This window comes from Rathayibacter tritici (assembly GCF_001641005.1).
Taxonomy (GTDB): Bacteria; Actinomycetota; Actinomycetes; order Actinomycetales; family Microbacteriaceae; genus Rathayibacter; species Rathayibacter tritici.
On sequence record NZ_CP015515.1, the window covers coordinates 1,336,229 to 1,356,359 of the forward strand.

Consider the following 20,131-nt stretch of genomic DNA (forward strand, 5'->3'; position numbering starts at 1 on the left):
CAGCCCATGCTGGCCGATGCGCCTCCCCTCCGGAGCGTTACGGGCAGATCTGTGGAGGAATCGCCCGAGCGGGTCTAACCGATCGCGTCGAGCCAGATCTTCCGAGCGTCGAGCGCCTCCTGCGCCTGGGCGATGGCCGCGCGGTCACCGCGCGCCTTCGCTTCGTCGAGTTCGTCCTGGAGCTTCTGGATCGCGGCGGTCAGCTGCGACGCGAGGCCCTCCGAGCGTGCCTTGCGCTCGGGGTTGCTGCGGTTCCAGTGCTCCTCGTCGAGCTTGCGAACATGCGCCTCAACCTTGCGGAGCCGGTCCTCGACCGCACGCACCTGCTCCCGCGGCACCCGACCGATCGCGTCCCAGCGCTTTTGGATCGAGAGCAGGACGCGCTTGGCTTTCTCGCGGTCCTGCTCTTGCAGAAGCGGCTCGGCCTCCTCGAGCAGGGCGAGCTTGAGGTCGAGGTTCTCGGTGTACTCGACGCTCTCCTGCGCGACGATCTCGGCCTTGGCGCCGTAAATCGCGTCGCCGGCCGCCTTGAAGCGTGCCCAGAGCGCATCGTCGAACCGCTTGCCGGCCCGTCCAGCGACCCGCCAGCGCTCGAGGAGCGCGCGGTACTCCGGGATCGCGTCGGCGCCCTGGGGCACCAGCGCCTCGGCCTGATCGATCAGCGCTTGCTTGGCCTGCTTGGCCTCACGATGCGCCGAGTCGAGGTCGGCGAAGAACGCCTTGCGGTTCTGCTCGATCGTGGTGCGGGCACCACGGAAGCGTCGCCACAGCTCGTTCGCGTCGTTCTTGGGCAGACGCGGGCCCTGCTGCTGGTGGTTCTGCCAGCGCGCGAAAAGATCGTCGATCACAGCGCTCGCCTGCTTCCACTGTGTCTTCGCCGGGTCGACCGCCGCGAGCGCTTCGGCCTCGGCGACAATGGACTCGCGGTAGGCGAGCGCCTCCGACAGCGCGGCCTTCGACTCCGCCGCCTGCTGCTCGGTGAGGTCCTCGACCGAGCCGCCCAGTGCGTCCACGCGGGCCCGCAGCGCGTCAAGATCGCCGACAGCGTTCGCCTGCGCGACGGCCGCGGACAGCGACTGCACGGTGCGTGCCACGTCCCCGGCGGGGGCGCCCCGCTTGGCGCGCTGTTCGAGCAGGGAGACCTGCCCGGCGAGTTCCGTGTACTTGCGCTCGTAGTAGGCGAGCGCCTCCTCGGGAGTCGCATCGGGGTACTGACCGACCTCGCGCTCCCCGTCGCCGACGCGAACGTAGACCGTCCCGTCGTCGCCGACCCGTCCCCACGGCTGCTGGTCACTCATCGCTCGGAGCCTCACCTTGCTGTTCGATGTCGTGCTTCTCGGTGCCCGTCGCGTCGTCGGCCGGAGGGGCTCGACGGCCGGAGGGCCGAAGACCGCGCTCGGCCGCGAACGGGCAGTGACGACAAGCCTATTGCACTCCCCGCGCGGGCGGACCGTGCCGGTGCTGCGGGTGCCGCTCCTGGCGAGTGCGGTTACTGGACGGAGACGGAGCTGATGGTCACCGGTTCGGCGGGAGCGCCGTCGCCCGAGCCGTCGGCCGTGCCCTTCGCGACGACATCGCTCACCAGCGCGTCCAGGCCCGAGGTCACCTGTCCGACGACGGTGTACCCGCCGGCGGCGTCGGCGGGGAGGGTCGTGTCCTGGTAGACGACGAAGAACTGGCTGCCCTGGCTGTAAGCGTTTCCACCCTGACGGGCCATCGCGATGGTTCCGGCCGGATAGACGCCGTCCGCCGGGGCGTTCTCCACGGGCCCGTAGCTGTAGCCGGGGCCGCCGGTCCCGTCGCCGTCCGGGTCGCCGCACTGGAGGACGTAGAGGCCTTCGGTGGTGAGGCGGTGGCAGGAGACACCGTCGTAGAAGCCGGACTGGGTGAGGGAGATGAAGGAGGAGACGGCCTGCGGTGCCGCCCCGCCCGCGAGAGTGATGTCCAGCGGATCGTCGTTGATCGTGAGCGTGCCGGTCCAGTCGCGGCTCTCGGCGATGTCGGAGGAGGGGACGTCGCCGGTGTTCTCGCCCGTGGCGGCGGGCGTCGGTGTCGGCCCGGCGACCGGCGTACCGGGTCCGCCGGAGAAGTAGAGGAGCTGGGCGACGACCGCGAGCCCGATCACGACGACGGCAGCGACCGCCGCGATCACGTTGTCGCGCACGCGCCGCTTCTGCCTCGACCGGTGCAGGCTCTGACGGGCCTGATAGGCCCGGAGCCGGGTGCGCGCCTCGCGGTCGTTCGACTTGCCCTGGGCCACGTGTTCCTCCGACATTCTCGCCCGCGCGGCTTCGGCGCGGCGGCCCGCCCACGCAGGCCGGGTCGAGCCTACGAGAACCGCCGGAGGCGCGACAAACGCCGCTCCGTCTGGGGGCTCCGTCCGGTTCAGTAGAGCGACGGGTCCGCTGTCGGAGGCCGTCGTTACGCTGAGGGCATGACCATGCAGCAGGCCGGGCTCCGCTCGGGGGCGACTCCGCTCGCCGTCCGGATGCGGCCGCGCAGCCTCGAGGAGGTCGCCGGTCAGCGCCACCTCCTCACGCCCGGTTCGCCACTGGTCGCCCTCGCCGCCGACACGACGGGTGAGCGGGGAGCGGTCTCCGTCATCCTGTGGGGGCCGCCCGGCACCGGCAAGACCACGCTTGCGCAGGCGGTCGCCCACTCCAGCGGGCGACGCTTCGTCGAACTCTCCGCCGTCACCGCGGGGGTGAAGGATGTGCGGCAGGTGATGGAGGAGGCGCTCTCCACCCGCGACCTCTACGGCACATCGACCGTGCTGTTCCTTGACGAGATCCATCGTTTCACCAAGGCGCAGCAGGACGCGCTGCTGCCCGGGGTCGAGAACGGCTGGGTGATCCTGATCGCGGCGACGACCGAGAATCCGTCGTTCTCGGTGATCGCCCCGTTGCTCTCCCGGTCGCTCCTGTTGACGCTCGAGCCGTTGAGCGATGACGACTTGGGTGTGCTGGTCGACCGCGCGCTCCACGACGAGCGCGGGTTGCGCGACTCCGTGATGCTCGACGAGGAGGCCCGTGCGAGCATCGTGCGCCTCGCCTCGGGAGACGCCCGACGGGCATTGACGGCGCTCGAGGCCGCCGCCACCTCGGCTCGCTCGGAGGCGCGCGAGGCCGACCGCGTCGCGCGGGCATCTGCCGTGGACGATGTCGACGATGAGGACGACGTGGACGGTGAGGACGACGTGGACGATGAGGCGCCCGCCGCCGCCGCGGAGGAGCCCGTGCTGCCCGTGATCACGACGGAGGTGGTCGCGCGCGCCGTCGACCGTGCTCTGCTCCGCTACGACCGCAACGGCGACGAGCACTACGACGTCATCAGCGCCTTCATCAAGTCGATCCGCGGCTCGGACGTCGACGCTGCGCTGCACTATCTGGCGCGGATGATCGAGGCGGGGGAGGACCCGCGTTTCATCGCCCGCCGGATCATCGTCTCCGCCTCCGAGGACATCGGCATGGCCGACCCGCAGGCCCTCGTCGTCGCGATCGCCGCGGCAGACGCCGTGCAGTTCATCGGCATGCCCGAGGGGCGCATCCCGCTGGCGCAGGCGGTGGTGCACCTGGCCACGGCCCCGAAGTCGAACGCCTCCTACTCCGCCATCGACGCCGCCATCGCCGACGTCCGCGCCGGCAAGGCGGGGCGAGTGCCGGCGCACCTGCGCGACGCGCACTACCCCGGTGCCAAGCGCCTGGGCCACGGCAAGGGCTACCGCTACCCGCACGACGTCGACCTCGGCGTGCTCGAGCAGCAATACCTGCCGGACGCGCTCCAGGGTGCGCGCTACTACCGGCCCACCGAGCACGGGAACGAGCGGGACGTTTCGGCGCGACTGGCGAAGCTGCTGCGCATCATCCGCGGCGGCCGGGGCTGACTCAGCTCGGCCACCGGCGCACATGCTCCCGGCCTGATAGTCTTCGGAGGTTGCCCACCGCTCTGTAGCCGAGCGGAGCAGCACATCCCTCTGAATCGCGCAGTTCGCTACCGCGGTCACCCTTCCTCGGCACCCGCGGAGGACACGACCGCGGCGTCCGCCCTCCTCCCGGAGCCGGCGGATGAGAGCTGCGACCGAACCTCTCAGACCTTGGAAGGACCACAGTGTCGACCACCTCCCGTACCCGTTCGAAGACGCGCCTCTCGCGCGCCCTCGGCATTCCTCTGACCCCGAAGGCCGCCCGCTACCTGGAGAAGCGTCCCTACGCTCCCGGTGAGCACGGCCGGTCGAAGCGCAAGGCCGACTCCGACTACGCAGTCCGCCTGCGCGAGAAGCAGCGTCTGCGTGCCCAGTACGGCATCCGCGAGAAGCAGCTCCGCATCGCCTTCCAGGAGGCGCGCCGCACCCAGGGCCTGACCGGTGAGAACCTGGTCGAGCTCCTCGAAATGCGTCTCGACGCGCTCGTCCTTCGCTCGGGCTTCGCCCGGACGACCGCGCAGGCCCGCCAGTTCGTCACCCACCGCCACATCATGGTGGACGGCAAGACGGTCGACCGCCCCTCCTTCCGCGTGAAGCCGGGTCAGGTCATCCACGTCAAGACCCGCTCCGAAGGCACCGAGCCCTTCCAGGTCGCCGCCGCCGGTGGACACGTCGACGTCCTCCCCAAAACCCCGGGCTACCTCGAGGTCGAGATCGACAAGCTGCAGGCGACGCTCCTGCGCCGCCCGAAGCGCGCCGAGGTCCCCGTGACCTGCGAAGTTCAGCTCGTCGTCGAGTACTACGCGGCCCGCTGAGTCCAGTTCCGTGCGAGAAAGGCCCCGGTGTCCGCGCCGGGGCCTTTCCCATTCCCGGGGCCGTCCGATTTGCAGGACGTGGTGCGATTCGCAGGACGTGGTGCGATTTGCAGGACGTGGTGCGGTTTGCAGGGGATCTCGACGTCCGGAGCCTGGATTCGCGGAAAAGTGGTCGATCCGTGGTCGCACCCCTGCACATCGTGCGGAGTCCTGCATACCGTGCGGAGTCCTGCATACCGTGCGGAGTCCTGCATACCGTGCGAAGTCCTGCACACCGGACGGAGTCCTGCACACCGTACGCGGGACGTCGCAGGGCTCGCGTCCGACCGGTCGGCGGCCCGTCGCTAGGCTGGAGTGCCGCGCTGGGCGGCATCGAAGGGAGGTCACCGTGACCGGTGGAGACATCGCAGGGCTCATCGCTGCGGGGGTGTTCGCGATCCTGGTCGCGATCGCCGCGATCCCGCTCTGGAAGCTCGGACGCGTCTTCGACAGCACGAGCGAGGCCATCAAGCAGGCGAGCGACGGGCTGACTCCGATTCTTGACCAGTCCGCGTCCACCCTCCGCGAGGCCAACCACCAGCTCGCCCGGGTCGACACGATCACCAAGGACGTCGCCGAGGTCACCGGCAACGTCAACGCGCTCGTCGCTCTTACCGCCGCGACCGTCGGCGGTCCGCTGATCAAGCTCGCCGGCTTCACCGCCGGAGTCCGTGCCGTGCTCGTCGCCGGACGCACCGCGGACAAGGTCGGAGCGGCGACCGGTCGCACCGTCGCCAAGCGCTCGAAGCGTGTGCGCTCGAAGTAGTACTGCGCCCGCGCCCTAGAATCGAACGGGTCAGAATCGAACGGGTCGTCGCGCCGTCGCGCCGCCCCATCGCCGTGGAAGGACACCCCGTGAAGAACATCCTCTTGATCGTCATCGGGATCGGCCTCGGATTCGCGGTCGCCCACCAGGTCTCGCGCACCGAGGCGGGATCCCGGCTCTTCGCCGACCTCAACCGCACCGCGAAGGAACTCGGTGAGGCCGTGTCCGAGGGATACCACCAGCGCGAGGCCGAATTGAAGGCCGCCATCGGCGAAGGCTGACGCCCTCGCCGCCCGACATCCGCGTCGTCACCGACCGAACCGTAACGGAACCCATGCAGACCGCAGACATCCGCAACCGCTGGCTCGACTTTTTTGCGAGCCGCGGCCACACCGTGGTCCCCTCCGCGTCCCTCGTGAGCGAGGATCCGAGCCTCCTCTTCACCGTCGCCGGCATGGTGCCGTTCGTGCCCTACCTCACCGGAGTGGTCCCGGCACCGTATCCGCGCGCGACCAGCGTGCAGAAGTGCATCCGCACCAACGACATCGAGGAGGTCGGCAAGACCCCTCGTCACGGCACGTTCTTCCAGATGAACGGCAACTTCTCCTTCGGCGACTACTTCAAGGAGGGTGCGATCGGCTACGCCTGGGAGTTGCTTACGGGCGCCGAAAGCGACGGGGGACTGGGCTTCGACGAGAAGGACCTGTGGGTCACCGTCTACAAGGACGACGACGAGGCGATCGCGCTCTGGAAGTCGATCGCGGGTCTGCCGGACGAGCGCATCCAGCGCCTGGACAGGGACACCAACTACTGGTCCACCGGCCAGCCCGGCCCGGCCGGCCCCTGCTCCGAGATCTTCTTCGACCGCGGACCCGCCTATGGCATCGACGGCGGGCCGGTCACGGACGACGATCGCTACGTCGAGATCTGGAACCTCGTCTTCATGCAGTACCTCCGCGGCGAGGGCACCAGCAAGGTCGACTTCGACATCCTCGGCGAGCTGCCGCGCAAGAACATCGACACCGGCATGGGCCTGGAGCGGGTTGCGTTCCTCAAGCAGGGCGTCGAGAACATGTACGAGATCGATCAGGTCCGTCCGGTCCTGGACCGCGCTGCGGAACTCTCCGGCCGCCGTTACGGCGCGACCCACGAGGACGACGTGCGGATGCGCGTGATCGCCGACCACGTGCGCTCCTCGCTCATGCTGCTCTCGGACGGGGTAACGCCCTCGAACGAGGGACGTGGCTACATCCTGCGCCGCCTGATGCGCCGCACCGTGCGCGCCATGCGCCTTCTCGGAGTGGACACTGCGACGTTCCCCGAGCTCTTCACCGCCTCGCGCGACGCGATGGCCGCGGCGTACCCCGAGGTCTCCACCGAGTTCGAGCGCCTGTCAAGCAGCGCGTACGGCGAGGAGGAGGCGTTCCTGCGGACCCTCGCCGCCGGCACCGAGATCCTCGACCTCGCAGTACTGAAGACCAAGAAGGCCGCATCGCCGACCCTGCCGGGAGACACCGCGTTCCTCCTGCACGACACTTTCGGGTTCCCGATCGACCTGACCCTCGAGATCGCCGAGGAATCCGGTCTGTCGGTCGACCGAGAGGCGTTCGACTCTCTGATGACCGCGCAGCGCTCCCGTGCGAAGGCCGACGCGACGTCGAAGAAGTCCGCGTTGGCCGACCTCTCGGTCTACGCCGACTTCCGTGCACACGGCGAGACGCTGTTCACCGGCTACGACGTGCTCGACACCGAGTCGCGCATCCTCGGCCTCATCGTCGGCGGCCACTCCGTGACGAAGGCGGTCGCGGGCGACATCGCCGAGGTGATCCTGGAGGCCACGTCTCTCTACGCGGAGTCGGGTGGGCAGGAGGCGGACGCGGGCCGCATCGTCGGCTCCGGCTTCGACCTCGAGGTCCTCGACGTGCAGAAGCCCGTCAAGGGCCTGATCAGCCACACGGTGCAGGTCGCCAGTGGCGAGGCCGGAGTGGGCGACGCCGCCACCTCCGTCGTCGACCGCGACTGGCGCCGGGGAGCCGCACAGGCCCACTCCGGAACGCACCTCATCCATGCCGCCCTGCGGCAGGTGCTCGGACCGCAGGCGCACCAGTCCGGCTCGTACAACAAGGCCGGCTACCTGCGCCTGGACTTCTCGTGGAATCAGGCGCTCTCGCTCGAGACGCGCAGCGAGATCGAGGAGATCGCCAATACGGCGATCCGGGACAACCTCGAGGTGGTCACCCGCGAGCTGCCGATCGACGAGGCGAAGGCACTTGGAGCGATGGCTCTCTTCGGCGAGAAGTACGGCGACGTCGTGCGGGTCGTCGACATCGGCGGGCCCTGGTCGCGCGAGCTCTGCGCGGGCACGCACGTCGGCCGCTCCTCCGAGGTCGGTGTGATCAGCCTGGTCAGCGAGTCCTCGGTCGGATCGACGAACCGCCGCGTGGAGTCTCTGGTGGGCAGGGAGGCTTTCCGCGAACTCGCCGCCGAGCGGGCGCTCGTCAGCACGATCTCCTCGTCGCTGAAGACCCCGCGCGAGCAGCTGCCCGAGCGGATCGGCGAACTGGTGGCGAGCCTCAAGGCCGCCGAGAAGCGGATCGCCGCCTTCGAGGCCAGGGCTCTCGCCGACCGGGTCCCCGCCCTCGCGGCCACCCGACGCACGCTGGGCGGTACGACCGTCGTCGCCGAGAGCATCGGCGCCGCGGGGTCGACGGACGAGCTGCGCTCGCTGGTCACCTCCGTCCGTGAGCGGCTCGGCGCCGAGCCGGCCGTCGTCGCTCTGGCCGCGGACGTCTCGGGCAAGCCCGCCGTGATCGTCGCCACCAACCAGGCCGCCCGCGACCAGGGACGCCGCGCGGGCGCGCTCGCGAAGCGCGCCGCCGGGATCCTGGGCGGCGGCGGAGGCGGCAAGGACGATCTCGCGCAGGGTGGCGGTTCGGACGTCTCCGCGATCGACGCAGCGCTTGACGCCGTCGTGCAGGAAGCGACCAGCTGAATGGTGCGGTTCGGCGTCCGGCTCGGCATCGATGTGGGCCGCTCCCGCATCGGAGTCGCGCGCTGCGACGCCGACGGTCTCCTCGCGGTGCCGGTGGAGACGGTCGCGCGGGCCAGCGCTGACAGCGGATCCGCGGACGTCTCCCGGATCGCCCACCTCGCCGCCGAGTACGATGCCCAGGCAATCATCGTCGGACTACCGCTGTCGCTGTCGGGGGCCGAGACGGCCTCGACGGAGGACGCCCGCGGATTCGCCCGACGACTCGCCGAAGCGGTTCCGACCGCTGCGGTGCGCCTCGTCGACGAGCGGCTGTCGACCGTGACCGCCCAGAGCGCCCTGCACCGCTCCGGACGCACTACCCGCGGCTCCCGTGCCGTGATCGATCAGGTCGCCGCCGTGGTGATCCTGCAGCACGCCATCGATTCCGAGCGCTCGGCCGGCACCCCGGCCGGAGTGTCGCTCGAACCGAACGAAGGATCTCCCCGTGACCGACGTCCCCCCGAGCCGCCGCGACGCCCGCGCCGCCGAGTCAGCGAAGTCGACTCCGCCCGCCTCGACCCCGGAGCAGGGAGCCGCACCGACTGAGGCGCACGACCCGCTCACCCGCCTCTTCACCGGGCCCGATGTGCCCGCGCCCCGCGGCCGCGACGACGCCGTCGCCCTCGATGCGAGCGCACGCCCGAAGCGGCGCCGCTCCTCCCGCACGACGCGCGGCGCGAGGAAGCGCCGCAACCACCGCGGGCTCATCGGCGGCCTACTCGCCTTCGGCGTCTTCGCGGCCCTCGTCGCGATTGCCGTGACCATCTTTCTCGAGCCGGTACGCGGCCTGTTCGCCGAGCCCGAGGCCGCCGACTATACCGGCACTGGATCCAGTGAGGTGCTCTTCACGATCCACCAGGGCGACGACGGGAGCGACATCGCGAACAACCTGGTGTCGGACGGCGTCATCAAGTCCTACGCCCCGTTCTACAAGCTGCTCCTCTCGCAGAGCCCGGAGCCGGTCTTCCAGCCCGGCGCCTACTCGCTGAAGGCCGAGATGAGCTCCGAGGCCGCCCTGTCGGCCCTGCTCGATTCGGACTCGACGCGCCTGGCGAACACCTTCGTCATTCCCGAGGGCACGGCATTGAAGGCGGCGCTTCCGCTGATCGCCGACGGCACCGGAGTCGCTCTGACCGACCTCGAGGCGGCGGCCGCGGACTGGGGTTCGTTCGGTCTCCCCGCCGGGGCGACGAGCCTTGAGGGCTTCCTGTTCCCCGCGACCTACGACATCGATCCGTCGACGCCGGCTCACGACATCCTGAAGACGCTCGTTGACCGGATGTACCAGTCGCTCGACAGGGCCGGCGTGCCCGTCGACGACCGCTACCGCGTCGTGGTGTTCGCTTCGCTCGTGCAGCGCGAGGCGCGGGTGGCCGCGGACTTCCCGAAGGTCGCCCGGGTGTTCCAGAACCGCCTCGATCAGGGCTGGCGTCTGCAGTCGGACGCCACCGTCGCCTACGGCACGGGCGCGACCGACCGCGTCTCCACGACCGACGCCGAGCGGAACGACGCCGGCAACGTCTACAACACCTATCAGCGCGACGGACTGCCGCCGGCGCCGATCTCGAACCCCGGCGACGTCGCGATCAACGCGGTCGTGCACCCGGCGGACGGCACCTGGATGTACTTCGTCACGGTGAACCTCCAGTCGGGCGAGACAATCTACTCCACCACCGACGCCGAGCACACCGCGGCCGTCGCCCAGTGGCAGGCCTGGATGCGGGACCACCCGGAGTACCAGTGACGCGCGTCGGGTACCGCCTGGCGGTCCTCGGCTCGCCGATCGCGCACTCGAAATCGCCGGCGCTGCATGCCGCCGCCTACCGGGTGCTCGGACTCGACTGGAGCTATAGTGCCGTCGAGACGACTGAGGCGACACTCGCCGATGTCCTCACTCGCGGCTCCTGGCACGGCCTCTCGCTGACGATGCCGCTGAAGCACGCGGTGCGACCGCTGCTGACGGAGGAGGACGCGGTCGCGACGGCCACCGGCGCCGTCAACACGGTGCTCGTCGACCGTTCCGGTCCCGTGCCGCTCCTGCGCGGCTACAACACCGACGTGACGGGAATCGTCCGTGCCCTCGACGAGGCCGGAGTGGCCCGGGCGGGGTGCGTCCAGATCCTCGGCGGGGGAGCGACCGCCGCCTCAGCCCTGGTCGCGGCGGTGGAACGGGGTGCGGACCGCGTCGAGGTCGTGCTGCGCACGCCCGCCAAGGCCGCGACGCTGATCCGGATCGCCGGCGAACTCGGTGTCGACCTCGTCGTCCGCTCGTTCGCCGACTGGTCGATGGGTGCCCCGCTGGTGATCTCGACTCTGCCCGGCGGGGCCGCGGACGGCCTCGACGTCCCCGACACGGTGGTCGCGGGCTCGACGCTCTTCGACGTCGTTTATTCCCCGTGGCCCAGCGCGCTTGCCCGCCGCTGGGACGCGGTCGGCTCGCCGGTCGTGTCGGGTCTGGGAATGCTGCTCCACCAGGCGCTCGTACAGGTGCGGATCTTCGTCGTCGGAGATCCCGCTGTGCCGCTCGAGCGTGAGGACGAGGTGCTCGCGGCACTCCGCCTGGCCGTCTCGGCGGGTCCGGTGCCCTGAGCGCGTGTGCGAGAATCGGAGGATGCTCCGTTGGCTCACGGCCGGGGAATCCCACGGCCCCGAACTCGTCGCCGTCCTCGAAGGACTGCCGGCGGGTGTCTTCGTTTCTCTCGACGACATCCGCGCCGACCTGGCACGCCGGAAGCTCGGCTACGGCCGCGGCGTCCGGATGGGCTTCGAGCAGGACGAGCTCACGATCTCCTCCGGTGTCCGCCACGGCGCGACGATGGGCAGCCCCATCGCCCTGCGCATCGGCAACACCGAGTGGCCGCGCTGGGAGGACGTGATGTCGGCCGAGCCCCGTGACCCCGAGACTCTGCCCAAGGGCCGCGGAGCCCCGCTCACCCGCCCCCGCCCCGGCCACGCCGATCTGGTCGGCATGCAGAAATATGCTTTTCCGGAGTCGCGCAATGTCCTCGAGCGCGCCTCCGCCCGCGAGACCGCGGCCCGCGTCGCACTCGGCGCCATCGCCCGCCGGTTCCTCGGCGAACTCGGCATCACCCTCGTCAGCCACACCCTCGCCATCGGATCGGTCCGCGTGCCCGAGGGCTCGCCTCTGCCGGCACCGGCCGACGTCGATGCTCTCGATGCCGACCCGCTGCGCTGCCACGACGCCGCGACCAGCGCGCTCATGGTGGCCGAGGTGGATCGCGCGCACGAAGACGGGGACACCCTCGGCGGAGTGGTCGAGGTGCTCGCCTACGACCTGCCGCCCGGCCTGGGCTCCTACGTGCACTGGGACCGTCGGCTCGACGCGCAGCTCGCCGCCGCCGTGATGGGCATCCAGGCGATCAAGGGTGTGGAGGTCGGTGACGGCTTCGTCACCGCCACCCGCCGCGGGTCCGAGGCGCACGACGAACTCTTCCAGACGGCCGATGGCATTTCTCGCTCCAGCGATCGCGCGGGTGGCACCGAGGGCGGGATGAGCACCGGGACCGTCCTGCGGGTCCGCGCCGGCATGAAGCCGATCTCGACCGTGCCGCACGCGCTACGCACCGTCGACGTCGCTACCGGGGAGTCGGCGGGAGCCCACCACCAGCGCTCCGACGTCTGCGCGGTACCGGCGTCCGGCGTGGTCGCGGAGGCCATGATCGCCCTGGTGCTCGCGAATGCAGTGCTCGAGAAGTTCGGCGGGGACAGTGTCGCCGAGACCCGCCGCAATCTGCAGGGCTACCTCGCCGCCATCCCCGTCGAGCTCCGCACGGCCTCGTCCAGCGATCCGGCGCTCGGACTCGTCTGATGGTCCGGCCCCTGGCAGTTCGTTGATGGCGGGTCATGACACGGGCGCGGCCCGAGCTCGCGTCGTCCTGATCGGCCCGATGGGCGCCGGGAAGACGACGATCGGCAAGCGGGTCGCTACGGCACTCAGCGCCGGGTTCGTCGACTCCGACGCCGAGTTCGTCCGCAGCCACGGTCCGATCACCCCCTATTTCGACGCACACGGCGAGGCCGCGTTCCGTCGCGAAGAGCGGAAGGTCGTTGAACGCGCCGTTCGCCGCGACGTGGTGCTGAGCCTGGGTGGGGGAGCGGTGCTCGACCTCGACACGCGCGCCGACCTCGCCGCTGTGCCCGTCGTGCTCCTGACCACCACGGCCGAGGCTGTCCGCGACCGTTTCGGCTCCGGCTCCCGCCCGCTCGTGCGCGGCGGAGTCGACGACTGGGTCCGCATCTTTGAGGAGCGGCGTCCGGTCTACGAGGCCCTCGCCGACCGTGTCGTCGACACCTCCCGACGGCCGATCACCCTGATCGCCGCCGAGATCGCTGAGTGGCTGCGGGCACCGCATCCCTCCGGAACCCCTGCACCATCGGAATCGGCGGCCTTCAGCCGCCCGAGCGGAAGACAGTCATGAACGACGGCACCACCGCCCTCTCCGTCACTGGCGAGAACGGCTACGACATCCACGTCGGGCGCGGACTCCTCGACGGCCTGGCCGACGCGATCGGCCCCCGCGCCGCGAAGGTGCTCATCGTGCACCCGCCGACCCTGGCGGTCCTGGCCGCCGACATCCGCGAGAGCCTGCTTGAGCGCTACGAGGTGCTGCTCGCCGAGGTGCCGGACGCCGAGGCTGCGAAGCGTGTTGAGGTCGCCGCGTTCTGCTGGCAGGTGATGGGCCAGTCCGACTTCACCCGTACCGACGTGGTCGTCGGTTTCGGCGGCGGGGCGATCACCGATCTGGCCGGCTTCGTTGCCGCGACCTGGCTTCGCGGAGTCGATGTCGTGCAGGTGCCGACCACGGTGCTCGGGATGGTCGATGCGGCCGTCGGCGGCAAGACCGGTATCAACACGGCCGAGGGCAAGAACCTGGTCGGCGCCTTCCACGCGCCGAGCGCCGTCGTCGCCGACCTCGACGTGCTGACCAGCCTTCCACGCAATGAGGTGCTGGCCGGCTTCGGCGAGATCGTGAAGTGCGGGATGATCGCGGAGCCGCGCATCCTCGACATCATCGAGTCGGATATCGACTTGGCAACCGATCCGACGTCGGAGGAGTTCCGCAGCCTGGTCGAACTGTCGATCGGGATCAAGGCGCGCGTCGTCGGCGAGGACTTCACCGAGAAGGGTCTGCGCGAGATCCTGAATTACGGGCACACTCTCGGGCACGCGGTCGAGCATGCCGAGCGCTATCAGTGGCGCCACGGTGCAGCCGTGTCGGTCGGGATGATGTTCGCCGCTGAGCTCTCCCGCCTGACCGGATCGCTGAGCGATGCCGTCGTCGACCGGCAGCGCAGCATCCTTGAGTCGCTGACCCTACCGACGAGTTACCCGCTCGGCCGATGGGAGACACTCCTCGCCGCTATGCAGCGCGACAAGAAGAGCCGCGCGGGCATGCTCCGCTTCGTGGTGCTCGATGACCTCGCTCGGCCGAGTATTCTGCAGGGGCCGGAGACGTCGCTGCTGTTCGCGGCGTATCAGGAGATCGGGTCGTAGGTTCGCTCGGGCTTACGACGACGGGAGGCGATCCAGACCGACATCTTCATGATGCGCGCGAGCTCGTGGATCCGGTCGAGAAGCAGAGCAGGCACTTTCGAGTCGGAGTCGTCGAGGGCATCGACGACCGTCTCCAGGCAGAGCACGTACTCGGTGTGATCGTTCAACTCTCGGCACCAGAAGAACCAGTCGGGATCGAATCGCTCCTCCAGCCGATCGAGCAGGTGGTCGAGGGCGAGTTTCATTCGGCGGGAATACAGCATGCCCAGGCCCTTGCGCAGGATGAGCACGGTCTCTGGACGCATCGACTCGCGGTCCTTCCGGCGCCACAGGCCCCTCGCGCGGAGGAGATCAGTCGATCCTGCTCTGTTCTTCCACGTCTCGGGTGGAGCCTGGGCACCCACCCGCCGCGGGACCCGATCCATCACTGTGTCGAGTTTCACGATGTTCTCGACAGGGTAATGGCGGAGCAGGACGTCTGACAAATTCTCTCCCTCCACGGCCTGGAGGAGTTCTCTCAGGCAGGGGGCGAAATCCTGAGGGCTCAGCGGATGCCGCAGATATACCTCAGCGTGCGGATCGAGTTGCCGCCGCACCCGATTGAACGCCGTACGGAGGTCGGTGCGCACACGGCGAAGTCGCTCGTCGTCCCTGGGTTCTCCTGATCGTGATGATGCGTGATGTGACCGGGACTGCCACGCCGAGTTCTGCTAGAGCCTCATTGAGGCTTATGCAAAATCGGTTTCTTTCTGGATGAAGAAGATGAGGCCGCGGACCGCGTTGAAGGCGTCGTGGAAGGTGTGTAGTGGTCGCCGGTAGTCGGTGTGAAAGATGCGCCAGGTTTTGATGTGAGCAAGTGTTCTTTCGATCACGTACCGGTGAGTGTTCACGAAGCGATTGTGTTGCTTCGCGTGATCTAGCACATGTTTTTGACCTGGCTGCTTTTTTATGGGTGTAACTATTCCGGTGCCTTGGTAGCCTTTGTCGGCCAGCGTGTTCGAGAGGTTGAGGGTGTCGGCTAACCCGGTTTCTCGAAACGCGTGGGCATCATGATGCTTGCCCGCGATGGGATCCGAGATGTGGATCAACCGGCCGGAGAGGTCGGCGAGGACTTGGCAGTTGTGCCCGGTGGTCTTGCGTTTCCCGGAGTACAGCTCGGGCGCGTCTGCCCAGGACCAGCACGGCAGGAGGGTGCCGTCGATTGACGGCGTCGTCCCGCGGAGCGCGGCGTCAACGTCCGGCTGCTCGTCGTCGACAACGACATTGAGCATCGCCTCAACCACCGCGATCGTTCACGACACGGTCGACTGACTGATACCGACCACATCAGCGACCAACTGCTCGGTGACATTCTGGCGATAATAGAGGAGAGTGATCTGCGGTGCCCCGGCGAGCGAGAGTGTGCGTGGCCGTCCTCGACGCCGATTCCACGTGAACTCGTTCTCGATCCGTTCGGCGAGGATCGCGTAGTGCTCGGCCGTCATTCCCGTAGTAGTCTGTGTGTGCACCGGCTGGTTCCTGTGCGAAGAGTTTCTGTCGAAGGTTGCTCTTCAAGCACAGCGGACCAGCCGGTGTTAACCGTGAACGACACGCACGAATCCATGTCGATCAATCGGATTTTGCATAAGCCTCAATGTAATGAAAAGTCTCACCAGCTGCGTCGAGTTGGTCCAGGAGTTGCATTGGTTTCTCGGGAAGACGCTCCTGGCGGCCATATAGGGAGACGAGAAGAGCCGCGCGGGCATGCTCCGTTTCGTGGTGCTTGACGACGTCGCCCGGCCGAGCATCCTGCAGGGGTCGGAGACGTCGCTGCTGTTCGCGGCGTATCAGGGGTCGTAGGTCTGGGCTCCGGGTCGGGCGCTCGTGGTGGCGACCGTGGTCCTTCTCGGGTCGTCGTCGGTGCGGAGATGTGCGGGAGACCTCCACGGCTCAGAGTGATCGGAGGCGATCCAGACGCCTGCTCGACATCTCCATGATGCGCGCGAGCTCGTGGATCCGATCGAGGAGCAGGGCGGGGACTTTCGAGGCGGAGAAGTAGAGGGCGTCGACGACAGTCTCGAGGCAGAGCGTGAACTCCGTGTGTTCGTTGTACTCTCGGCACCAGGAGAACCAGTCGGGATCGAAACGCTCCTCCAGCCGATCGAGCAGGTGGTCGAGAGCGCGCTCCATCCGTTCGGAGTACAGCATGCCCAGGCCCCTGCGCAGAATGTGTACGGTCTTCGGACGCAGAGTCCCGTGGCCGTCCAAGGGCGATAGGCCCCTCTCGCCGGTGGATTCGGTCGGCCCTGTGTTCCCGTCCCCTGGAGTAGGTGAGGCGCGGGCGCCCTCGTAGCGGGGGAGCCGATCCATCACGGTGTCGAGGTTCACGATGTACGCGACGGGGTAGTTGCGGGTCAGCACGTCCGCCCAGTTCTCGCTGTCCAACTCCTCGAGGAGTTCGTCGAGACAGAGGGCGAAATCCTCCTCGCTCAGTGGATGGCGAAGATAGACCTCGGTCCCCGGATCGAGTCGCCGATGCACTCGTTCGAGTGCCGTGCGGAGGTCGCTGCGCACACGACTGAGTCGCTGATCGTTCATGGGTTCTCCTGTTCATGATGATGTGTACGTGGCGACGGAGTCGAGGTCGAGGGCCGTCTGCTGCCGGGAGTGGCGCGTTCACAGGCTTGCGCTGTCGTGAGGGGTAGTCGGATGCCGACGCCGCGGGCAGTGTCTGGACGTCGACTCCCGTCGCGGGATGCGAGGACACCCAGGACGCCCAGCGAGGCTGAGTTGTGCGCGGCGCCGAGTCCGAGTGCTTGGAGCGCCAGGTTGCTGGCCGCGGACCAGGCGTCGGTGCGATCCGGTTGTGAGTCCGCCTACCATATGTCAGGCAAGGTGGTTTGCGATCTCGTAAAGTTTCGTGCGCAAGACGCCCAGATCGTTATTGAGCCCTCGCGGATACTTGCCGTTCCTGTAGATGACGGCGTCGTTGAAAGAACCCATTCCGCCATACAGGTGAATGACCTTCCGCGACACGCGGCTGACGTCGGTGGAATCGTGTGAGCTGTCCACCTCGTCGAGCAAAGAGTGTATCGCGCCGGCCCAGAAGGAGTCTTTGCCTCTGCTGAAGATCCTCTCCAAGGCCTTGAGCGTTTCGCGCAAAGCATTGACATCGGTCAAGCTTCTCATGGGCGAGAACTTTCGCGCTCTCCATGAGCCGCCGCTGAATGATGACGTGCTGTGCAACTCTCCTTCATGGAGATCATCCATGGTTGGCCGTTTCTGCTCGCTCATTCCGATCTCAAAACCTGCCATGATCTTGGGTCAATGCTCATCGTGGTTCCGAGCGAAATGATTCTCCGAATAACGTCGGACGGAAGCGGTTCGTCGACCTCGCTCAGCTCGTAAGCAAGCTGATCCAGGCAGAGCGCGTACTCTCCGTTGTCGAGGTAGTCTGTGACGCGCTGGGCTTGGTCAGGGTTCGTCGTGTCGATCGTCCGTTCGAGCACGTCGTTTAACTGTTGCTCGCGCACGGCTTGAAGTTTCTTATCCACTTTTCTCCCTAATAAACTGGAAACATGGGCGTGCATTTTGTTGGCGCGTCGATTACTAAATTGCAGTAGGAGTCTTGCGCCTAGTCTTTAGAAATGCGGCACGACTGGCCCTAGCGGACTGGATGAGCGGTGATGATTCCCTCCCCGCTCGGCGCGACGACGACTTTGATTCTAACTCCGTCTCTTTCGCCAGTCACGTTGAATCTAGGCCGATACAGTTCCGACGACGGATCAATTCCAGGCGGGAGTGATTGAAGGTTCCATTTGAGTGTCGGATCAGTCGCGACGTCCGATATTTCGTGCATAATTTTCTCATCGGACCACTCTTCCGGGAAGGGTGTTTTTCCGCTGAGGCCCGGCCAGCGATGTCCGCCTGAATTTCTATTTCCTATTTGCTCGCCGTCGAGGATATGCCTGGTTCGTGAGGGGCTGGCGAGGTTGATGTATTCCTCGGGGACGGGTTTGACGGCGTTGAGCGGTTCGCTCGGGGTGGTGATGTCTGGTGTGAGGGCGTCTGCTTCCTTGCCGAGGAGGTTTCCGCCGGCGCGTCCGGTGCCGGTGAGGCCGCGTCCGAGCAGTGGTCCGTCGGCTCCCATGGCGGCGCCAGCGATTGCGCCGCCGCCGGAGGCTTGGAGGAAGCCGTCGACGGTGTGGGGTCCGGGCCCGGTGGCGTAGGCGTAGGCGTCGCCTGCCGCGCCGGATGCGGCGCCGGAGGCTGCTTCGGAAGCGACGGCGGCTTTGAGGCCGCTGATGCCGGCGGCGCCGAGACGGGCTGCCGTCATGCTGCCGCCGAGGCCTCCGGTGACGGCGGTGAGTGCTGTCTGTCCCCAGTTGACGGAGCCGGTCGTGGCTTTCTGGACGATGACGTCGATTCCGGCGCCGACGAGGCCTGCGCCGATGGGCCCGCCGACGCCGGTCGCCATCAGCACGCCGCCGGCGACGATCATCGCGCCGCCGGCGATGTACTCCCAGTTCTGGGCCATCCAGTCGCCGGCTGCGGCGAAGGCTCCGTTGTTCCCGTCGCGGTAGGCCTGCAGTTGCGTGTCGGTGACTGGGCTCAAACCCGCGGGGTCGAGGGCGTGGACGGGGTCGTTGCCGGCGAAGGAGTACGGGTTCCCCGACCAGGCCGCGCCCCACGTCGGTGATACGGGGTCGGTGGAGAGGAATCCGCGGGTGGCGGGGTCGTAGGCGCGGTGTCCCATCCATTCGAGTCCGGCGAAGGTGAGGGCGCCGGCGGGGGTGACTCCGACGCCGTCGGCGATGGTGGTGGCGGCGGAGGGGTTCCACGGGTCGTGGGCGCTGGTGGAGCGTTCGGCGCGCCAGCCGGGGTCGCTCCACTGGTCGCCGATGCCGATGACGCCGCCCGGTGTGCGCAGGACGGGGGAGTCACCGACGGCAAGGAGATCGGGAGCTCCGCTCGCGTCGTCCCACCACACGTCGGTGCCATCGACGGAGGCGAGGTCGCCGAGCACGTCCACCCAGAGTGCGGTGGTGCGCGGCGCGGAACCCGCATACGAGTGAGAAACCGACGCCAGGCTGCCCATCGCAGACCACGCGTAAGAGCGCTCCGTGCGCGAGTCCGACTGTCATGCTTTACGCAAGTCGATTGGCTATCTTGTACAGTCGGGTGCGCAAGAGGCTAAGATCATCGTTGAGTTCTCGAGGATAATTGCCATTGTTGTAGATAACGGCATCGCCAAAAGTTCCCATGCCGCCATACATGTGAATGATCTTCCGTGAAAGGTCGCTGATGTCTGTGGAATCGAGTGAGGCATCCAAATCATCGAGCAGAGAGTGCATCACGCCGGCCCAGAACTTATCTTTGCCACTAATAAAGACTTTTTCCAATGCCTTAAGTGTTTCGCGCAACATATCGACGGTCATTTCAGCCCCCAATAGCCGAGAATTTCCACGTTGTCCATAAGCCATGGCTTAATGATGACGTGCTGTGTTGTTCGTCCCATGTAAAATCCTCCTTGGTTAGCTATTTCTCCTGAAAATACCGTCGTACCGGCGGGAAAGCGAACGGCATATCCTGTGTCTAGGTGCGCCGGCTCTCCCGTTGACCAGACAGGCGGCAGGGCGCGATCAATTCTGGTCTGGATAACACTATAGGGCGGGGTTTCAGTCCAAAACTGCCCAAATGCTCCCTTCTCAAACGATCCGGCTCGGAAGAGCGTGGTTGGCTCAGCCAACTCGGAGGAGGTGTATCGCGAGCCGGTGAAGGTAGCCGCGATATCGTCCTCCAACGAGGAGGGGGTGGTTTCCGGCGAGGCTGCGCTGGCAGGCAACCTACTCCCGAGCTTGGAGGCTGCACGGGAGAGTCCTCCGCTGATGGCTCCGCCTGCGGCGCCGAGGGCTGCGCCGGTGAAGGCGCCGCCGGCGGTGGCTCCGATGAAGTCGCCGGCGGTGTGGGGTCCGGGGCTGGTGGCGTATGCGTAGGCGCTTCCTGCTCCGCCGCCGGAGGCGCCGGATGCGGCGCTGACGACGACTGTGGCTTGAGCTCCCTT

The 20,131-nt window shown here is 67.7% G+C and carries 21 protein-coding genes and 1 pseudogene; 12 read left to right on the forward strand and 10 right to left on the reverse strand.

Translation table 11 applies throughout. The features are described from left to right. Positions 1-74: 74 nt before the first annotated feature. Positions 75-1,298 carry a DUF349 domain-containing protein gene (locus A6122_RS06100; RefSeq protein WP_068252771.1) on the reverse strand — a complete coding sequence of 408 codons (1,224 nt, stop codon included), beginning with the start codon at positions 1,296-1,298 and terminating at the stop codon, positions 75-77. A gap of 191 nt (positions 1,299-1,489) precedes the next feature. Continuing rightward, on the reverse strand, positions 1,490-2,260 hold the full coding sequence (locus A6122_RS06105; RefSeq protein ID WP_237358244.1) for a peptidylprolyl isomerase: 771 nt from the start codon (positions 2,258-2,260) through the stop codon (positions 1,490-1,492). Positions 2,261-2,434: 174 nt separating this feature from the next. Between A6122_RS06105 and A6122_RS06110 the strand changes: the two genes are divergently transcribed. The 11 genes from A6122_RS06110 to aroB all read left to right on the forward strand — a co-directional run bounded on the left by A6122_RS06110 (position 2,435) and on the right by aroB (position 14,088). Further along, complete coding sequence (locus A6122_RS06110) at positions 2,435-3,883, forward strand: replication-associated recombination protein A (protein ID WP_084415850.1); 1,449 nt, start codon at positions 2,435-2,437, stop codon at positions 3,881-3,883. A 224-nt stretch (positions 3,884-4,107) separates the two neighbouring features. Further along, positions 4,108-4,737, forward strand: coding sequence for a 30S ribosomal protein S4 (gene rpsD, locus A6122_RS06115; RefSeq protein WP_068210518.1), 630 nt, complete (start codon positions 4,108-4,110; stop codon positions 4,735-4,737). Positions 4,738-5,125: 388 nt separating this feature from the next. Then, positions 5,126-5,542 (forward strand): DUF948 domain-containing protein, encoded by a 417-nt coding sequence (locus A6122_RS06120; RefSeq protein WP_068252779.1) that lies wholly within the window; start codon positions 5,126-5,128, stop codon positions 5,540-5,542. 89 nt (positions 5,543-5,631) lie between these two features. Continuing rightward, positions 5,632-5,823 carry a hypothetical protein gene (locus A6122_RS06125; RefSeq protein ID WP_068252781.1) on the forward strand — a complete coding sequence of 64 codons (192 nt, stop codon included), beginning with the start codon at positions 5,632-5,634 and terminating at the stop codon, positions 5,821-5,823. Between the two features lie 53 nt (positions 5,824-5,876). After that, a complete protein-coding gene (gene alaS / locus A6122_RS06130; RefSeq protein ID WP_068252783.1) occupies positions 5,877-8,534 on the forward strand; it encodes an alanine--tRNA ligase in 2,658 nt (885 codons plus the stop codon). Continuing rightward, a complete protein-coding gene (ruvX, locus tag A6122_RS06135; protein WP_068252786.1) occupies positions 8,535-9,119 on the forward strand; it encodes a Holliday junction resolvase RuvX in 585 nt (194 codons plus the stop codon). After that, positions 9,019-10,317: an endolytic transglycosylase MltG gene (gene mltG / locus A6122_RS06140; protein ID WP_167542350.1), complete on the forward strand. Its 1,299-nt coding sequence runs from the start codon at positions 9,019-9,021 to the stop codon at positions 10,315-10,317. The genes ruvX and mltG overlap by 101 nt, the downstream gene beginning before the upstream one ends. Next, the gene (locus tag A6122_RS06145) at positions 10,314-11,162 is read left to right on the forward strand and encodes a shikimate dehydrogenase family protein (RefSeq protein WP_068252788.1); all 849 of its coding nucleotides are present in this window, start codon (positions 10,314-10,316) and stop codon (positions 11,160-11,162) included. Before mltG ends, A6122_RS06145 begins: the two co-directional genes overlap by 4 nt. Positions 11,163-11,184: 22 nt before the next feature. Further along, the gene (aroC, locus tag A6122_RS06150; protein ID WP_068252791.1) at positions 11,185-12,402 is read left to right on the forward strand and encodes a chorismate synthase; all 1,218 of its coding nucleotides are present in this window, start codon (positions 11,185-11,187) and stop codon (positions 12,400-12,402) included. Positions 12,403-12,427: 25 nt separating this feature from the next. Next, entirely contained in the window at positions 12,428-13,012 is a 585-nt protein-coding gene (locus A6122_RS06155) for a shikimate kinase (protein ID WP_068252794.1), read from the forward strand. Next, positions 13,009-14,088: a 3-dehydroquinate synthase gene (aroB, locus tag A6122_RS06160; RefSeq protein ID WP_068252797.1), complete on the forward strand. Its 1,080-nt coding sequence runs from the start codon at positions 13,009-13,011 to the stop codon at positions 14,086-14,088. Before A6122_RS06155 ends, aroB begins: the two co-directional genes overlap by 4 nt. Here the strand turns inward: aroB and A6122_RS06165 are convergent. The 3 genes from A6122_RS06165 to A6122_RS15715 form a co-directional block, all read right to left on the reverse strand. Then, on the reverse strand, positions 14,070-14,717 hold the full coding sequence (locus A6122_RS06165; RefSeq protein ID WP_157593787.1) for a hypothetical protein: 648 nt from the start codon (positions 14,715-14,717) through the stop codon (positions 14,070-14,072). The genes aroB and A6122_RS06165 overlap by 19 nt on opposite strands. A gap of 99 nt (positions 14,718-14,816) precedes the next feature. Beyond that, entirely contained in the window at positions 14,817-15,371 is a 555-nt protein-coding gene (locus A6122_RS06170) for a transposase family protein (protein WP_084415851.1), read from the reverse strand. Between the two features lie 9 nt (positions 15,372-15,380). Continuing rightward, positions 15,381-15,572 (reverse strand): helix-turn-helix domain-containing protein, encoded by a 192-nt coding sequence (locus A6122_RS15715; protein WP_084415852.1) that lies wholly within the window; start codon positions 15,570-15,572, stop codon positions 15,381-15,383. A gap of 238 nt (positions 15,573-15,810) precedes the next feature. Here A6122_RS15715 and A6122_RS17250 point away from each other — a divergent pair. Continuing rightward, positions 15,811-15,927, forward strand: a pseudogene (locus tag A6122_RS17250) (3-dehydroquinate synthase); the annotation flags it as partial. 90 nt (positions 15,928-16,017) lie between these two features. Here the strand turns inward: A6122_RS17250 and A6122_RS06175 are convergent. The 5 genes from A6122_RS06175 to A6122_RS16435 all read right to left on the reverse strand — a co-directional run bounded on the left by A6122_RS06175 (position 16,018) and on the right by A6122_RS16435 (position 19,550). Beyond that, a complete protein-coding gene (locus A6122_RS06175) occupies positions 16,018-16,665 on the reverse strand; it encodes a hypothetical protein (RefSeq protein WP_068252803.1) in 648 nt (215 codons plus the stop codon). 288 nt (positions 16,666-16,953) lie between these two features. After that, a complete protein-coding gene (locus A6122_RS06180; protein ID WP_146085091.1) occupies positions 16,954-17,382 on the reverse strand; it encodes a DUF6966 domain-containing protein in 429 nt (142 codons plus the stop codon). Next, positions 17,358-17,621 carry a hypothetical protein gene (locus A6122_RS06185; protein ID WP_068252809.1) on the reverse strand — a complete coding sequence of 88 codons (264 nt, stop codon included), beginning with the start codon at positions 17,619-17,621 and terminating at the stop codon, positions 17,358-17,360. Before A6122_RS06185 ends, A6122_RS06180 begins: the two co-directional genes overlap by 25 nt. 110 nt (positions 17,622-17,731) lie before the next feature. Then, on the reverse strand, positions 17,732-19,165 hold the full coding sequence (locus tag A6122_RS06190) for an EndoU domain-containing protein (protein ID WP_068252812.1): 1,434 nt from the start codon (positions 19,163-19,165) through the stop codon (positions 17,732-17,734). Between the two features lie 49 nt (positions 19,166-19,214). Continuing rightward, complete coding sequence (locus tag A6122_RS16435) at positions 19,215-19,550, reverse strand: DUF6966 domain-containing protein (RefSeq protein WP_146077317.1); 336 nt, start codon at positions 19,548-19,550, stop codon at positions 19,215-19,217. Positions 19,551-20,131: the final 581 nt, after the last annotated feature.

What these genes read in the sequence shown, in the direction of transcription:
- A6122_RS06100 (WP_068252771.1), bottom strand. Translation starts at nt 1,298, where the DNA reads ATGAGTGACCAGCAGCCGTGGGGACGGGTCGGCGACGACGGGACGGTC.
- A6122_RS06110 (WP_084415850.1), top strand. Translation starts at nt 2,435, where the DNA reads ATGACCATGCAGCAGGCCGGGCTCCGCTCGGGGGCGACTCCGCTCGCC.
- alaS (WP_068252783.1), top strand. Translation starts at nt 5,877, where the DNA reads ATGCAGACCGCAGACATCCGCAACCGCTGGCTCGACTTTTTTGCGAGC.
- ruvX (WP_068252786.1), top strand. Translation starts at nt 8,535, where the DNA reads ATGGTGCGGTTCGGCGTCCGGCTCGGCATCGATGTGGGCCGCTCCCGC.
- aroC (WP_068252791.1), top strand. Translation starts at nt 11,185, where the DNA reads ATGCTCCGTTGGCTCACGGCCGGGGAATCCCACGGCCCCGAACTCGTC.
- A6122_RS06155 (WP_068252794.1), top strand. Translation starts at nt 12,428, where the DNA reads ATGGCGGGTCATGACACGGGCGCGGCCCGAGCTCGCGTCGTCCTGATC.
- aroB (WP_068252797.1), top strand. Translation starts at nt 13,009, where the DNA reads ATGAACGACGGCACCACCGCCCTCTCCGTCACTGGCGAGAACGGCTAC.
- A6122_RS15715 (WP_084415852.1), bottom strand. Translation starts at nt 15,572, where the DNA reads ATGACGGCCGAGCACTACGCGATCCTCGCCGAACGGATCGAGAACGAG.
- A6122_RS06175 (WP_068252803.1), bottom strand. Translation starts at nt 16,665, where the DNA reads ATGAACGATCAGCGACTCAGTCGTGTGCGCAGCGACCTCCGCACGGCA.
- A6122_RS06180 (WP_146085091.1), bottom strand. Translation starts at nt 17,382, where the DNA reads ATGGCAGGTTTTGAGATCGGAATGAGCGAGCAGAAACGGCCAACCATG.
- A6122_RS06190 (WP_068252812.1), bottom strand. Translation starts at nt 19,165, where the DNA reads ATGGGCAGCCTGGCGTCGGTTTCTCACTCGTATGCGGGTTCCGCGCCG.
- A6122_RS16435 (WP_146077317.1), bottom strand. Translation starts at nt 19,550, where the DNA reads ATGGCTTATGGACAACGTGGAAATTCTCGGCTATTGGGGGCTGAAATG.